At 65.3% G+C, this 13,224-nt stretch carries 13 protein-coding genes and 1 tRNA gene; 6 read left to right on the forward strand and 8 right to left on the reverse strand.

Going from position 1 to position 13,224, the window contains the following annotated elements:
- Positions 1-33 precede the first annotated feature (33 nt).
- The 3 genes from NU688_RS27435 to NU688_RS27445 all read left to right on the forward strand — a co-directional run bounded on the left by NU688_RS27435 (position 34) and on the right by NU688_RS27445 (position 1,606).
- Positions 34-1,023: a DNA-directed RNA polymerase subunit alpha gene (locus NU688_RS27435; RefSeq protein ID WP_009124827.1), complete on the forward strand. Its 990-nt coding sequence runs from the start codon at positions 34-36 to the stop codon at positions 1,021-1,023.
- A gap of 89 nt (positions 1,024-1,112) precedes the next feature.
- Complete coding sequence (rplQ, locus tag NU688_RS27440; protein ID WP_013544103.1) at positions 1,113-1,511, forward strand: 50S ribosomal protein L17; 399 nt, start codon at positions 1,113-1,115, stop codon at positions 1,509-1,511.
- 18 nt (positions 1,512-1,529) lie between these two features.
- Positions 1,530-1,606: transfer RNA gene (locus NU688_RS27445), tRNA-Met, on the forward strand.
- 110 nt (positions 1,607-1,716) lie between these two features.
- On the opposite strand, the gene NU688_RS27450 is transcribed toward NU688_RS27445, so the two are convergent.
- The gene (locus tag NU688_RS27450) at positions 1,717-2,364 is read right to left on the reverse strand and encodes an HD domain-containing protein (RefSeq protein ID WP_374684697.1); all 648 of its coding nucleotides are present in this window, start codon (positions 2,362-2,364) and stop codon (positions 1,717-1,719) included.
- Positions 2,365-2,479: 115 nt separating this feature from the next.
- On the opposite strand from NU688_RS27450, the gene NU688_RS27455 reads away from it, so the two are divergent.
- Positions 2,480-3,457 carry a GlxA family transcriptional regulator gene (locus tag NU688_RS27455; RefSeq protein ID WP_257864012.1) on the forward strand — a complete coding sequence of 326 codons (978 nt, stop codon included), beginning with the start codon at positions 2,480-2,482 and terminating at the stop codon, positions 3,455-3,457.
- 19 nt (positions 3,458-3,476) lie between these two features.
- Here NU688_RS27455 and NU688_RS27460 read toward each other — a convergent pair whose 3' ends face one another.
- From NU688_RS27460 to NU688_RS27485, 6 genes are read right to left on the reverse strand one after another with little or no spacing between them, the layout of a single operon-like run.
- On the reverse strand, positions 3,477-3,875 hold the full coding sequence (locus NU688_RS27460; RefSeq protein WP_257864013.1) for a RidA family protein: 399 nt from the start codon (positions 3,873-3,875) through the stop codon (positions 3,477-3,479).
- The gene (locus NU688_RS27465) at positions 3,872-5,494 is read right to left on the reverse strand and encodes an AMP-binding protein (RefSeq protein WP_257864014.1); all 1,623 of its coding nucleotides are present in this window, start codon (positions 5,492-5,494) and stop codon (positions 3,872-3,874) included. Before NU688_RS27465 ends, NU688_RS27460 begins: the two co-directional genes overlap by 4 nt.
- Positions 5,495-5,499: 5 nt before the next feature.
- Entirely contained in the window at positions 5,500-6,693 is a 1,194-nt protein-coding gene (locus NU688_RS27470; RefSeq protein WP_257864015.1) for an acyl-CoA dehydrogenase family protein, read from the reverse strand.
- Between the two features lie 4 nt (positions 6,694-6,697).
- Positions 6,698-7,552 carry an enoyl-CoA hydratase family protein gene (locus NU688_RS27475; protein WP_257864016.1) on the reverse strand — a complete coding sequence of 285 codons (855 nt, stop codon included), beginning with the start codon at positions 7,550-7,552 and terminating at the stop codon, positions 6,698-6,700.
- Positions 7,549-8,028, reverse strand: a complete 480-nt coding sequence (locus NU688_RS27480; RefSeq protein ID WP_257864017.1) for a MarR family winged helix-turn-helix transcriptional regulator — start codon at positions 8,026-8,028, stop codon at positions 7,549-7,551. Before NU688_RS27480 ends, NU688_RS27475 begins: the two co-directional genes overlap by 4 nt.
- Before the next feature lies 1 nt (position 8,029).
- Complete coding sequence (locus NU688_RS27485; RefSeq protein WP_257864018.1) at positions 8,030-10,414, reverse strand: bifunctional salicylyl-CoA 5-hydroxylase/oxidoreductase; 2,385 nt, start codon at positions 10,412-10,414, stop codon at positions 8,030-8,032.
- A 127-nt stretch (positions 10,415-10,541) separates the two neighbouring features.
- Between NU688_RS27485 and NU688_RS27490 the strand changes: the two genes are divergently transcribed.
- Positions 10,542-11,810 (forward strand): cyclopropane-fatty-acyl-phospholipid synthase family protein, encoded by a 1,269-nt coding sequence (locus NU688_RS27490; protein WP_257864019.1) that lies wholly within the window; start codon positions 10,542-10,544, stop codon positions 11,808-11,810.
- 12 nt (positions 11,811-11,822) lie between these two features.
- Positions 11,823-12,146: a DUF1840 domain-containing protein gene (locus NU688_RS27495; protein ID WP_257864020.1), complete on the forward strand. Its 324-nt coding sequence runs from the start codon at positions 11,823-11,825 to the stop codon at positions 12,144-12,146.
- 9 nt (positions 12,147-12,155) lie between these two features.
- Here NU688_RS27495 and NU688_RS27500 read toward each other — a convergent pair whose 3' ends face one another.
- A complete protein-coding gene (locus NU688_RS27500) occupies positions 12,156-13,172 on the reverse strand; it encodes a tripartite tricarboxylate transporter substrate binding protein (protein WP_257864021.1) in 1,017 nt (338 codons plus the stop codon).
- Positions 13,173-13,224: the final 52 nt, after the last annotated feature.

Consider the following 13,224-nt stretch of genomic DNA (forward strand, 5'->3'; position numbering starts at 1 on the left):
GTAACGAGCCGGGGGTATTGAGAGGAAGTCTGCATGCAAACCACCCTGCTGAAACCCAAGACCATCCAGGTCGAGCAACTTGCCGCCAACAAGGCGAAGGTCACGCTCGAGCCTTTCGAGCGTGGCTACGGCCACACGCTCGGCAACGCGCTGCGTCGCGTTCTGCTGTCGTCCATGGTCGGCTACTCGGCCACCGAAGTCACGATCGCTGGCGTTCTGCATGAGTACTCGTCGATCGACGGCGTGCAGGAAGATGTCGTCAACATCCTTCTGAACCTCAAGGGCGTGGTGTTCAAGCTCCACAACCGCGACGAAGTCACGCTGAGCCTGCGCAAGGACGGCGAAGGCCCGGTCCTGGCGTCGGACATCCAGACCCCGCACGATGTCGAGATCATCAATCCCGACCACGTGATCGCGCACCTGTCGCAAGGCGGCAAGCTCGACATGCAGATCAAGGTCGAAAAGGGTCGCGGCTACGTGCCCGGCACGATGCGCCGTTACGCCGACGAACCGACCAAGTCGATTGGCCGCATCGTTCTCGACGCGTCGTTCTCGCCCGTCAAGCGCGTGAGCTACACGGTCGAAAGCGCCCGCGTCGAACAGCGTACCGACCTGGACAAGCTCCTGGTCGAGATCGAAACCAACGGTGCCATCACCGCTGAAGATGCGGTTCGCGCGTCGGCTAAAATCCTGGTCGAGCAGCTGGCAGTGTTCGCACAGCTGGAAGGCGGCGAACTGGCTGCATTCGATGCACCGGCACCGCGCAGCGCACAGCAATTCGATCCGATCCTGCTGCGCCCTGTCGACGAGCTCGAGCTCACCGTGCGTTCGGCCAACTGCCTGAAGGCCGAAAACATCTACTACATCGGTGACCTGATCCAGCGCACCGAGAACGAGCTGCTCAAGACCCCGAACCTGGGTCGCAAGTCGCTCAACGAAATCAAGGAAGTCCTCGCTTCGCGCGGCCTGACCTTGGGTATGAAGCTTGAAAGCTGGCCGCCGGCCGGTCTCGACAAGCGTTGATTTTTGTTTTTTGAATTGAGCCCATGAGGGCTCGTGCCCGGGCAGTACCTGATACGGCTGCCTGTTTAATAAAGTAAAGGAAAAGCACCATGCGTCACGGACACGGACTTCGCAAACTCAACCGCACCAGCTCGCACCGCCTTGCGATGCTGCAGAACATGATGAATTCGCTCATCGAGCACGAAGTCATCAAGACCACGGTCCCCAAGGCCAAGGAACTGCGCCGCGTCATCGAGCCGATGATCACGCTCGCCAAGAAGCCCACGCTCGCCAACAAGCGCCTGGCCTTCGACCGCCTGCGCGACCGCGACAGCGTCGTCAAGCTCTTCGCCGATCTGGGCCCGCGCTTCGCGGCACGTCCGGGCGGCTACACGCGCATCCTGAAAATGGGTTTCCGCGTGGGCGACAACGCACCGATGGCCCTGGTCGAACTGGTCGACCGTCCTGAAATTAAAGAAGCAGATGCCGAGCAAGGCGCTGCAGAATAAGTTATAATTCCATCTTGCCGCGCGATGGAGCAGCCTGGTAGCTCGTTGGGCTCATAACCCAAAGGTCGCAAGTTCAAATCTTGCTCGCGCAACCAATTTAAAAGGCCCTTTGAATTTCAAAGGGCCTTTTTTCTTGGGTCGGTGAATTGAATGAATCAAGCCCTCGCAATGAGGGCTTTTTTATTTTTGGGATTTCCCTGATTTCTCAGCCACGCCAGGCCGAGCAGCGGATCACGCTGCAGAAATTGCCACGGTGAAAGTGCGGCTCCTTGTCCGCGATCACATCGGCCTTCACGTTGCCGAAGGTGGCCTCCGGCTTGTGTTTGATACCGTCGTAGAAGGCCTGGATGATGTCTTCCTTGAAGTGTTCGGTGCGCGGATGCGCATGCACGACCTGCGTGCGCTCGGCCTCGCTGTACTCCGGATAGGTCAGTCCAAGAACGTCCATCTCGACACCGGCCGTCACCAGCGCCACGACCGGGTGCATGTGCTGCGGAATCCCGGGCGTCGTGTGCAGCGCGATCGCCGTCCAGACCAGGTCGACATCCTGCTGCGAGATCCCGTGGCCGCGCAGGAAATCGCGCGCCACATTCGCCCCATCGACCTCGAAGCGCTCGTTCGCGCTGCTGTGCGCCTTCACCAGCCCCATATCGTGGAACATCGCACCCGCGTAAAGCAGCTCCGGGTCGAAGGTGAGGCCTCGGTGCTTGCCGGCCAGCGCGCCGAAGTAATAGACCCGGCTGGAGTGGTGGAACAGCAGCGAGGGCGCCGTGTCGCGGACCAGTTCGGTGATCTCGCCTGCGAGTTTGCTGTCGGGGATGCGGACCCCTTCGATCGTCGTCGTCAAAGCCATGTGGATTTCTCCTGTGAGTGTGAGAACAACTTTAGGAGTCGGCTACAGTGTCTTCAACGGACGTGAGGCGGCAATTCCTGCCATTGCGGCGCCGAAAGAGACACGGAAAACAACCATGCGCACCACGAAGACCATCGCGATCCTCGCCATGCCCGGCGTCCAGTTGCTCGACGTCTCCGGCCCGCTCGACGTGTTCGCCGAGGCGAACGTGCAGGCGCGCACCGAGGCCTACCGGCTGCGCGTCATCGCGAGCCAGCCCGGAGCGATCCGCAGTTCATCGGGTGTGCGGCTCATGCCCGACGCCGTCATCGGCGAAGAAGACATCGACGAACCGATCCACACGCTCCTGGTGGCCGGTACGCCGCACGCCGCGAGCGCCGCGACCAACCTCGACGTCACCGCATGGCTGCGCAAGCTCACGCCCAAGGCGCGCCGTTTCGGCTCGGTCTGCAGCGGCGCCTTCGTGCTGGCGCAGGCGGGGCTGCTCAATGGCAAGCGAGTCTCGACGCATTGGGCCGTGGCCGATCAGCTCGCACAAGCATTCCCCGCGGTGCAAGTCGATGCCGATGCCATCCACGTGCGCGACGGGCGTCTCCGCACCGCCGCTGGCGTGACCGCGGGCCTCGACCTGTCGCTCGCACTCGTCGAGGAAGATCTCGGCCGCGAGATCGCCATGAAAGTCGCCGCCCAGCTCGTGATGTTCTTCAAGCGCCCGGGCGGCCAGATGCAGTTCAGCCGCAAGGGCGAAGCCGCACCCACCGGCCGATCGGCCCTACAGGAAGTGCAGCGCTGGATCGCCGCAAACCCCGCGGAAGACCACAGCGTCGCCCACCTGGCCGGACGCATGAGCCTGAGCCCGCGCCACTTTGCACGGCTGTTCACGCAAGAGGTCGGGGCCACGCCTGCAGCCTGGGTGGAAGGCATTCGCGTTTCCGCCGCGCGCCGCCTGCTCGAGGCCGGGGATGCCGCACCGAAGCAGGTGGCGGCCCAATGCGGATTTGCCGATGCCGACACGTTGCGGCGCGCGTTCCAGCGCCAGGTCGGCATCACGCCGGCGGAGTACCGCAAGCGCTACGCGCATGCCGTCGGCTGAAGGCACGGCGAAAAAACGATCAGTCCGGAATGACCGCCGTGACCTCGATCTCGACCTTCGCACGGTGCTCGACCAGCGCCGCCACCTGCACGCATGTCATCGCCGGGAAGTTGCGCCCCACCGCGTCGCGGTACACGGGGCCGAGCTCGGCCAGCCGGCGGCTGTATTCGTCGCGGTCCGTCACGTACCAGGTCATGCGCACCATGTGCTCCGGGCCCGCGCCGCCCGCGCGCAGCACTTCGGCGATGTTGCGCAGCGCGAGGCCGCACTGCTCGATGAAGTCGTCCGACTCGAACTGCTGCTGCGCATTCCAGCCGATCTGGCCACCGATGAACAGCATCGTTCCGCGTGCCGCGACACCGTTCGCATAGCCCTTGGGGGGCAGCCAGCCTTCGGGCTGCAGGAGTTTGTTCATCATGATGTGGTGTTGAGTTGTCGCAGTTTGAATCGCTGGAGCTTGCCGGTTTCCGTGCGCGGCAACGCCGCCACGAACTCGATCTCCCGCGGGTATTTGAAGGGCGCGATGGTGGCCTTCACATGGTCCTGCAGCGCCTTCACCAGTGCCGCATCGCCTTCGTTGCCGGGCTTGAGCACGCAGAAGGCCTTCACGATCATGCCGCGGTCGGCGTCGGGCTTGCCGATCACGCCGCACTCGGCCACCGCGGGGTGCTTGAGCAGCGCGTCCTCGACTTCCGGTCCGCCGACGTTGTAGCCGGCCGTGATGATCATGTCGTCGGCGCGCGCCTGGTAGAAGAAGTAGCCGTCGTCGTCTTGCACGAACGAATCGCCGGGGTAATTCCAGCCGTTCTTCACGTAGTCGGCCTGGCGCGGATCGTCCAGATACCGGCAGCCGACCGGCCCCTGCAGCGCGAGTTTGCCCACGGTGCCGTGCGGCACTTCGTTGCCCTTGTCGTCCACCACCTTTGCGGTGAAGCCCGGCACCGCCTTGCCGACTGCGCCCTTGCGCACGTCGCCGCCCGCTGCGGAGATGTAGATGTGAAACACCTCGGTGCCGCCGATGCCGTCGAGCATCTCGATGCCGGCGGCTTCCTTCCACAGCTGGCGCGTCGCATCCGGCAGGGCCTCGCCCGCGCTCACGCTGATGCGCAGGTTCGGCATGCCGTGCTGCCGCACGAAAGGCGCCATCTGGCGATAGAACGTGGGCGCGGTGTAGCAAATGGTCGCGCCGATCTCGTTGATGAGCTTCACCAGGCCTTCGGGGGTGAACGGGGCGTCCGCGAAGTACACGGAGGCGCCAGCCCACATCGGGAACACGAGCAAGCCGCCCAGACCGAAGGTGAAGGCCAGCGGCGGCGAGCCCACCACGATGTCATCGCTGCGCGCCTTGAGCACATGGCGCGGCCAGGTCTCGCACATCGCGAGCACGTCGCGGTGCGTGGTGACGGGGGCTTTCGGCTTGCCCGTCGTACCCGAGGTGAACGCGAGCAATGCGATGTCGTCGGCCGCCGTGGGGCATGCAGCGAAGACGCCGCTCTTGCCGGCTGCGCGCGCGGAGAGCGAGTCCGCCGCATCGGGCTTGTTGAAGGCGATCACCGTCGCAAGCACCGGATGCTCCTTCTGCGCAGTCGCCAACTCGTCGAGCAATCGCCCGTCGCACAGCGCGGCAACGGGGCGCGCCTTCTCGATAATCTCGCCGAGTTCCTTCGCGCGCAGCAACGGCATCGTCGCCACCGCGATCAGTCCGGCCTTCACCACCGCGAGCCACGCGAGCGCCATCGCCACCGAGTTGCCGCCACGCAGCAGCACGCGGTTGCCGGGCACGAGCCCGAGGTCTTCGGTCAGCACCTGCGCGATGCGATTGACCTCGACGGCGGCCTGCCTGTACGTGAGCGTGCCGGCTGGCGAGCGCAGCATCGGCTTGTCGCCGAAGCCCTTGGCATCCGCCTTGTCCAGCAACTCCTCCACGAGGTTCAGCTGTTCGGGCAGCTGCAGCTCGGGCAGGTCATAGCGAAAGACCGGCAACTGCTCGGCAGGCGGCAGGCGGTCGTGAACGAAACGGTCGACTTGGGCAGACACGGTATTTATCCCCGCAGAACGGATTTGCCAATGATCAGTTGTTGGACTTCCGTCGCGCCTTCGTAGATGCGCAGCGAGCGGATGTCGCGGTAGAGGCTTTCAATCTTCGTGCCAACCTTCACGCCTAGGCCGCCGTGCATCTGCAGTGCCATGTCGATGACGCGGCTGGCGTTTTCGGTGGCGCACATCTTGGCCATCGCAGCAGCAGCGGAGACATCGCCCACTGCCGCCGCACCGCGTTGCTCGGCGTCGTCGCGCATCCATGCGGCGCGGTAGGTGAGCAGTGCGGCGCTGTCGATCAGCGCGGCCATCTCGCCGAGCTTGGCTTGCGTGAGCTGGAAGTCGGCGAGCGTCTGGCCAAACATGCGGCGGCCCTTCGCATGTGCGATGGCTTCAGCCAATGCGCGGCGGCCCATGCCCAGCGCCGCGGCCGCAACCGATGCGCGGAAGATGTCGAGCGTGCGCATCGCGAGCTTGAAGCCGCCGTTGAGCTCGCCGAGCTGCGCGGTCCGCGGCACGACGCAGTTGTCGAAGCGCAGCGTGGCGAGCGGATGCGGCGCCATCACGTCGATGTGCTCGGAGGTGTCGAGTCCGGGCGTCGTCGCATCGGCGATGAAGACGGTGATGCCGCGCGTGCCGCCGGTCGGATCGGTCTTCGCGAACACGCAATAGAAGTCGGCGATGCCGCCGTTGCTGATCCAGGTTTTCTGGCCGTTCAGCAGCCAGCCGCCGGCTGTGGGCTCGGCACGCATGGCCATCGCGGCCACGTCCGAGCCCGCATCGGGTTCGCTCAATGCGAAGGCCGCAATCTTGTCGCCCTTGCCCACCGCAGTCAGATATTGCGATTGCTGCTTGGGCGTGCCAGCAAGCGTGATCGCACCGCTGCCGAGCCCCTGCATCGCAAAGGCGAAGTCGGCCAGCGGCGAGTGGTAGCCGAGCGTTTCGCGCAACAGCACGAGCGCGCGCGAATCGAGGCGTTCCAGCGCACCGCCCGCGCTGCCGGGCACGGCATAGCGCAGCCAGCCACCATCGCCGAGGCGGCGCACCCATTCGCGGCAGGCCGCGCGGTCGTCGCGCTCATCGATTTCCTGCGCTGCGCACCAGGGCAACAGTTCGCGTGCGAGTGCACGATGCGCTTCATCGAAGAACGGCAGTGCGAGGTGCGCCGTCGAAGGTGGTGCGGGGATCTTCGTCATCATGGCGTCAGTCCCCACCGAACACGGGCTTGCGCTTCGCCGCGAAGGCTTCGTAGGCGCGCTTGAAGTCCTCGGTCTGCATGCAGATGGCCTGCGCCTGTGCTTCGGCTTCGATCGCCTGGTCGATGGTCATCGACCATTCCTGCGCGAGCATCGTCTTGGTCATGCTGTGCGCAAAGCTTGGACCTTCGGCCAGTTCGCGCGCCATCTTGGTGGCGGCTTGGAGCAGCGCATCGCTTTCGTGCAACGCGTTGAAGAAGCCCCAGGCGTGGCCTTCCTGCGCCGTCATCGCGCGGCCGGTGAAGAGCAGTTCCGATGCGCGGCCCTGGCCGATCACGCGCGGCAGCAGTGCGCACGCGCCCATGTCCGCGCCGGCCAGGCCCACGCGAGTGAAGAGGAACGCGGTGCGTGTGGCGGGCGAGCCGTAGCGCAGGTCGCAGGCCAGCGCGATCATCGCGCCGGCGCCGGCGCACACGCCGTCGATGGCACCCACGATCGGTTGCGGGCAGGCGCGAATGGCTTTCACCAGGTCGCCGGTCATGCGCGTGAATTCGAGCAGCTCGGGCATGCGCATGCCGGTGAGCGGTCCGATGATCTCGTGCACGTCGCCGCCCGAGCAGAAGTTGCCGCCCGCGCCGGTGATGACGATCGCCTTCACATCGGTCGCGTAGTTCAACGCGCGGAACAGGTCACGCAGCTCGGCGTACGAATCGAAGGTGAGCGGGTTCTTGCGCTCGGGCCGGTTCAGCGTGACGGTGCCGACGCCGGCCTCGTAGCTCCATGCGAAGTGCTCGGCCTTGTAGGCTGCCTTCGCCTCGAATTGCGCGCGCATGGGATTGCCTGCGCCGATGTAGTGCTTCATTCGGTCTCCGCCATCGATTGGTTGTGTGAGTGTTGCTTGACCTTGCCGAGCAGCTTGTGCAGCTGCGCGATCTCTTTGCTGCTGAGGCCCGCGAAGGCCCCGACGATCCAGTCTTCGTGCTGTTGCGCCATGTCGTTGAAGAGCTTGCGGCCGCGAGCCGTGAGCCGCACGCGCCAGGCGCGCCGGTCGCCTTCGACGTTGATCCGCTCGACCACGCCTTCGGTCACGAGCTGGTCGGTGATGCCGGTGACGTTGCCGCCGGTCACCATCATCCGGCGCGAGAGCTCGTTCATCTTCAGCCCCTCGGGTGAGCGTTCGAGTTGCGACATGAGGTCGAAGCGCGGCAGCGTGGTGGCGAACTGGGAGCGCAATTCATTGCGCACCTGCTTCTCGATGAGCTGAGTGCAGGTGAGCAACCGCAGCCAGAGCCGCAAGGCTTCGGGGTGTTCGCTGTGCGCGCGCGCTTCGAGGTCCATGTCAGTGTGTCTCCTCGGTGTTCTGCGCCGCCACCGCGGCATTCGCGGCCGCGGCGATCTGCTGTTGCTTGGCGATCTCGCGGTACATCTGATCGCGGCCGCTCAGGTATTGCTTGGGCCAGTCGACATCGCGGCTTTGCAGCTTGGCCGCTTCGTGCAGCGTCCATGCGGGGTCCGCGAGGTGCGGGCGCGCGATGGCGCAGAGGTCGGCACGACCCGCCGCGATGATGCTGTTGGCCTGGTCCGCCTCGGTGATTGCGCCCACTGCGATGGTCGAGATGCCGACCTCGTTGCGGATGCGGTCGGAGAACGGCGTCTGGTACATGCGCCCGTAGACAGGCTTCGCGGCGCGGGTGGTCTGGCCCGACGAGACGTCGATGAAATCGGCGCCGGCGTCCTTGAACAGGCGCGCGACGATGACTGCGTCCGCATCGGTGTTGCCGCCGGGTGCCCAGTCGTGCGCGGAGATGCGCACGCTCATCGGCTTGTCTTCGGGCCACACGGCGCGCATCGCGCGGAACACCTCGAGCGGATAGCGGCAGCGTGCGTCGATGTCGCCACCGTATTCGTCGGTGCGCTGATTGGTGAGCGGGCTGATGAAGGCCGAGAGCAGGTAGCCGTGTGCGCAGTGCAGCTCGATCCAGTCGAAGCCGCATTCGACGGCGCGGCGGGTCGAATCGACGAACTGGTCGCGCAGCGTGTCCATCTCGGCGCGCGTGATGGCGGCGGGCAGCTGGTTCTGTTCGCCGTAGGGCAGCGCGCTGGCGCCGAGCACCGGCCAGTTGCCGTCTTCGAGCGGTTCGTCGGTGCCTTCCCAGCCGACGCGCGTCGAGCCCTTCGGGCCGCTGTGACCGAGCTGCATCGCGATCTTCGCGCTCGACTGCGTGTGCACGAAGTCGACGATGCGCTTGAAGGCCGCTTGTTGCGTGTCGTTGTAGAGGCCGGTACAGGCCGGCGTGATGCGGCCTTCGGGCGTCGGGCTCGTCATCTCGACGAAGACCATCGCTGCGCCGCCGAGTGCGCGCGCGCCCAGGTGCACCAGCAGGAAGTCTTGCGGCACGCCATCGACTGCGCTGTAGGTAGCCATCGGCGAGACCAGGATGCGGTTCTTCAGCGTGAGCCCGCGCACCTTGTACGGCATGAGCATCGGCGCAATCGCTTTGCCGCCCGCGAGCCACTGTTCGTAGCCGCCGAGCCATTGCGTGTCGCGCACGCGCAGGTTCTCGTGGCTGATGCGCTGCGAGCGCGTGAGCAGCGAATAGGCGAACTGCTCGATTTCCATGCCGGTGTAGCGCGGCACGTTCTCGAACCACTCGGTCGAGTTGCGCGCGGCGTTCTGGATCTTCAGCACCTCGACGCTGCGGCGTGCTTCATAGCCCTCGAGCACATGGTCGACGGTGCCGCCCTGCTCGAATTCGTTTGCCAAGTCGATCGCGTCTTCGAGCGCGAGCTTGGTGCCCGAGCCGATCGAGAAGTGCGCCGTGTGCGCCGCGTCGCCCATCAGCACCACGGGCACCGAGCGGCCTTCGACGTCGATGCGGTGTGTCCAGCGTTCGCACACCACGCGCGGAAAGCGGATCCAGTTGGCCGAGCCGCGCAGGTGCGTGGCGTTGCTGATCAGCGAGTGGCCGCCGAGGTATTTGGCGAACAGCTTCTCGCAGAAGGCGATGGCCTCGGGCTGCTCCATCTGGTCGAGGCCGTGGGCCCTCCACACCGCTTCGGGCGTCTCGACGATGAAGGTCGAGGTCTTGTCGTCGAACTGGTAGGCATGTGCCTGGAACCAGCCGTGCTCGGTCTCTTCGAACGCGAAGGTGAAGGCGTCGAAGGTCTGGTGCGTGCCCAGCCACACGAAGCGGCAGTTGCGCAGGTCGACGTCGGGCTTGAACACATCGGCATAGCGCTGGCGGATGCGGCTGTTGAGGCCGTCGCTCGCGATCACGAGGTCGGCCTTGTACTGCGCGGCGATCGCGTGGTCGTCGGTGGCGTCGATCTCGAACACGAGATCCACGCCCAGCGCGAGGCAGCGCTCCTGCAGGATGTTGAGCAGGCGCTTGCGCCCGATACCGCAGAAGCCGTGGCCGCCGGAGCGCACCTGACGGTCCTTGAAGAAAACCTGGATGTCGTCCCAGTGATGGAACTCGTTGCCGATCAGCGCCGCGGTGTCGGCATCGGCGGCCTTGAGGTTGCCCAGCGTCTGGTCGCTCAGCACCACGCCCCAGCCGAAGGTGTCGAACGGCCGGTTGCGCTCCACCACCGTGATCTGCAGCGCGGGGTTGCGCGCCTTCATCAACAGCGCGAAATACAAACCCGCCGGACCGCCGCCGATGCACAGGATGCGCTGGAGGTCCGAGGCGGGAGCGGATGGGAGCGGACTGAGGCTGTTCATGGTTGAATAGTTTAGACATAAACAATCTGCTGTCAATGCGGGTTTGGTAACCGACCTCGACAGGCCTCAGGGCGGGAGTGACGCGGTAGGGATGCAAACACTTGCAAAAATCAATACCATGGGCCCCATGCAAAACTTGATACCCAAGATCGAGTCGCAGCTGGCTTCGCTGCCTGTCCCCATCGCGCTGGAGCTGCCGGATGGCCGGCGCGTTGCCCAGGCGGGAGCCCGCGTCACGCTGGCTTTCAAGGAGTGGACGGTGCTGGCCAAGCTGGCCGCCCGACAGGTGGGCGCCATCGGCGAGGCGTATGTCGAGGGCAAGGTGCAGATCGAGGGCGCCATGCGCGACCTGATCGACGCCACCGTCGGCATGCTGCCCGGCAATCCGGCCGAAACCGACACCAGCTGGTGGAGCCGCCTGCAGCACCGGGCCAAGTCGCACGGCTCGCATTCGCTGCGCAAGGACGCGGCGCAGATCGAGTTCCACTACGACGTCTCCGACGACTTCTACGCGCTGTGGCTCGATGCGCGCCGCGTCTATTCATGTGCCTACTTCCGCACGCCCGACCTCACGTTGGCCCAGGCGCAGGAAGCCAAGCTCGACCACATCTGCAAGAAGCTCATGCTGCAACCGGGCGAGCGCTACCTCGACATCGGCTCCGGCTGGGGCGCGCTGCTCCTGTGGGCGGCCGAGCACTACGGCGTCGACGCGACCGGCATCACGCTGTCGAAGAACCAGCATGCCTATGTGCAGCGCCTGATCGAAGAGAAGGGCCTGCAGGGCCGTGTGCGTGTCGAGCTGCGCGACTACCGGGAGCTCTCGGCTGAGCAGCCCTTCGACAAGATCTCCTCGGTCGGCATGTTCGAGCATGTGGGCGCGGCCAACATGCCGACCTACTTTCGCAAGATCCATTCGCTCCTGAAGCCCGGTGGCCTCGTCATGAACCACGGCATCACCTCGGGCGAGCTCAACTACCGCCAGCTCGGCGCGGGCATGGGCGATTTCATCGAGAAGTACATCTTCCCCGGCGGCGAGCTGCTGCACGTGACGCATGTGCTGCGCGAGACGGCGGCCGCGGGCCTGGAGATGGTCGACACCGAGAGCTTGCGCCCGCACTATGCGCGCACGCTCTGGGCGTGGTCCGACGCGCTCGAGGCGCAGCTGGACACCGCGCTCAAGGTGCTGCAGCGCAGCGGCGGCCGCCAGGGCGAGAACGCCGAACGCGTGCTGCGTGCCTACCGCCTGTACCTCGCGGGCTCGGCCATGAGTTTCGAACAGGGCTGGATCTCACTCCACCAGATGCTCTCCATCAAGCCCGACGGCAAGGTGGAACATGGCGTTCTGCGCGGCGCGCAATCGGTGTACCCTTTTGCCCGTGACTACATCTACAAGTGAGTGAACACAACCATGCTCTATCGTTTCAAGTCCCGGGCCGCTCCTGATTTCGTGATGCTCGAAGTCCATGCGCGCCAGCTGCTCGACATCGTCGGCAAGTCCCCGGCGCCGCAAGGCATCATCACGGTCGAGCAGATTCCAGGCGCGATCGCCGCGCTCGAGGCCGCACTGGCGCGCGAGGGCGGCAACAGCCACAACAACGACGACTACGCCGTCGAAGGCCACACCAGCGAGGCCGAGAAGCAGCATGTAGGACTGCACCAGCGTGCAGCGCCCCTGCTTCACATGCTCAAGGACTCGCAGGCCGACAACAAGGACGTGACCTGGAGCACCTGAAACAGGTCGTCAGTCCACTTTAGCGCCGGAGTCTTTCACGACTTTCGCCCACTTCACGTGCTCGCTTGCGATGAGCTTCGTGAAGTCGGCCGGCGAATTGCCGCTCGGGATCGCACCCTGGGCGAGCATCTTCTCCTTGATGGCGGGTGTGCCGAGCGACTTGGCCACTTCCTGCTGAATCCGGTTCACGATCTCGGGCGAGGTGCCGGCCGGCGCCAGCAGGCCGAACCATGAACTCGCCTCGAATCCCTTGAGCGTCGGACCGCCCGCTTCTTCCACCGTCGGAAGATCCGGCAGCGCCAGCGAACGCTGCGAACTGGTCACTGCCAGTGCGGTGAGCTTGCCGCCCTTGATCTGCGCCATCGACGAGGGCAGGTTGTCGAACATCACGTCGGCATTGCCGCCCACCATGTCCAGCAACGCCGGGCCCGAGCCCTTGTACGGAATGTGCGCCATGAACGTGCCCGTCATGCTCTTGAAGAGCTCGCCTGCCAGATGGATCGAGGTGCCGCTGCCGCTCGACGCCATGTTCAGCTTGCCGGGGTTGGCCTTGGCGTACTTGATGAAGTCCTGCACGTTGTGGATGTTCAGCGCCTTGGCTTTGTCGGCATTCATCTCCATCACGTTCGGCACGGCCGCCACCAGCGTGATCGGCACGAAGTCCTTGATCGGGTCGAAGGGCAGCTTCGGGTACAGCGCCCGGTTGATGCCGTGCGTGCCCACCGTGCCCATCAGCAGCGTGTAGCCGTCGTTCGGCGCACGCGCCACGATCTCGGCGCCCACGTTGCCGCCTGCGCCCGCGCGGTTGTCCACGATGAACTGCTGGCCGAAGGCCTTGGAGAGCTCGGGCGCGACGGCGCGCGCCAGGATGTCGGTGGTGCCGCCGGCCGCGAAGGGCACGACGATGCGCACGGGCTTGGTCGGCCAGGTGCCCTGGGCCCATGCGGCGGGGGCCATCAGGGCGATGGCTGCAGCGGCCCACGCCGTCAGCGCGGCCCGGCGATTCGTTTTGAAAGATAAGTTCATGCGCGCCTTTGTACAGGCGAACCGCACCCATCGCCGCGAGTGAAAACCCCGG

Source organism: Variovorax sp. ZS18.2.2, from assembly GCF_024701975.1.
GTDB lineage: Bacteria > Pseudomonadota > Gammaproteobacteria > Burkholderiales > Burkholderiaceae_C > Variovorax.

Excerpts from the sequence above, each read along its gene's own strand:
- NU688_RS27460 (WP_257864013.1), bottom strand. The coding sequence starts at position 3,875 with ATGATGAACAAACTCCTGCAGCCCGAAGGCTGGCTGCCCCCCAAGGGC.
- NU688_RS27500 (WP_257864021.1), bottom strand. The coding sequence starts at position 13,172 with ATGAACTTATCTTTCAAAACGAATCGCCGGGCCGCGCTGACGGCGTGG.
- NU688_RS27475 (WP_257864016.1), bottom strand. The coding sequence starts at position 7,552 with ATGAAGCACTACATCGGCGCAGGCAATCCCATGCGCGCGCAATTCGAG.
- NU688_RS27495 (WP_257864020.1), top strand. The coding sequence starts at position 11,823 with ATGCTCTATCGTTTCAAGTCCCGGGCCGCTCCTGATTTCGTGATGCTC.
- NU688_RS27485 (WP_257864018.1), bottom strand. The coding sequence starts at position 10,414 with ATGAACAGCCTCAGTCCGCTCCCATCCGCTCCCGCCTCGGACCTCCAG.
- NU688_RS27470 (WP_257864015.1), bottom strand. The coding sequence starts at position 6,693 with ATGATGACGAAGATCCCCGCACCACCTTCGACGGCGCACCTCGCACTG.
- NU688_RS27490 (WP_257864019.1), top strand. The coding sequence starts at position 10,542 with ATGCAAAACTTGATACCCAAGATCGAGTCGCAGCTGGCTTCGCTGCCT.
- NU688_RS27480 (WP_257864017.1), bottom strand. The coding sequence starts at position 8,028 with ATGGACCTCGAAGCGCGCGCGCACAGCGAACACCCCGAAGCCTTGCGG.
- NU688_RS27455 (WP_257864012.1), top strand. The coding sequence starts at position 2,480 with ATGCGCACCACGAAGACCATCGCGATCCTCGCCATGCCCGGCGTCCAG.
- NU688_RS27435 (WP_009124827.1), top strand. The coding sequence starts at position 34 with ATGCAAACCACCCTGCTGAAACCCAAGACCATCCAGGTCGAGCAACTT.
- NU688_RS27450 (WP_374684697.1), bottom strand. The coding sequence starts at position 2,364 with ATGGCTTTGACGACGACGATCGAAGGGGTCCGCATCCCCGACAGCAAA.
- rplQ (WP_013544103.1), top strand. The coding sequence starts at position 1,113 with ATGCGTCACGGACACGGACTTCGCAAACTCAACCGCACCAGCTCGCAC.